Here is a 281-nt window from a genome sequence, read left to right as displayed (position 1 = left end):
GACGAATTTATGTTCGTATACATATAAAAAAAAAGAAATGCAAGAGCATTTCTTAAAAAAAATAAATAGGTAAATTATGTATTTCCGAAGAACCTTCAACCTTAAAATTTCGTAAAATATCTTTAAAAATATGTTTTGTCACTTTATCAATTCTTTCTTTTTTACCACAACAAATGATATTAGGATTCATTAACCAAGTTCGTTTTGTACAAATCCGCCCTGTTTCATCTCTAAAACCACTTTCAGCACATGCTAAAATCCCTTTTCTTTTTAAAATCTTC

At 27.0% G+C, this 281-nt stretch carries 1 protein-coding gene; it reads right to left on the bottom strand.

All coding sequences use genetic code 11. The features are described 5' to 3' along the window. Nucleotides 1-52 precede the first annotated feature (52 nt). Nucleotides 53-281, bottom strand: a 229-nt coding sequence (locus FE392_RS20585; RefSeq protein ID WP_439153522.1) for a hypothetical protein, incomplete at its 5' end; no start/stop codon positions are given.

The sequence above is a fragment of the Xenorhabdus santafensis genome (genome assembly GCF_033949405.1).
In the GTDB taxonomy this organism is placed as follows: domain Bacteria; phylum Pseudomonadota; class Gammaproteobacteria; order Enterobacterales; family Enterobacteriaceae; genus Xenorhabdus; species Xenorhabdus santafensis.
Note: the sequence above shows the minus strand (reverse complement) of the source record. Positions and strands in the feature narration are given on the sequence as shown.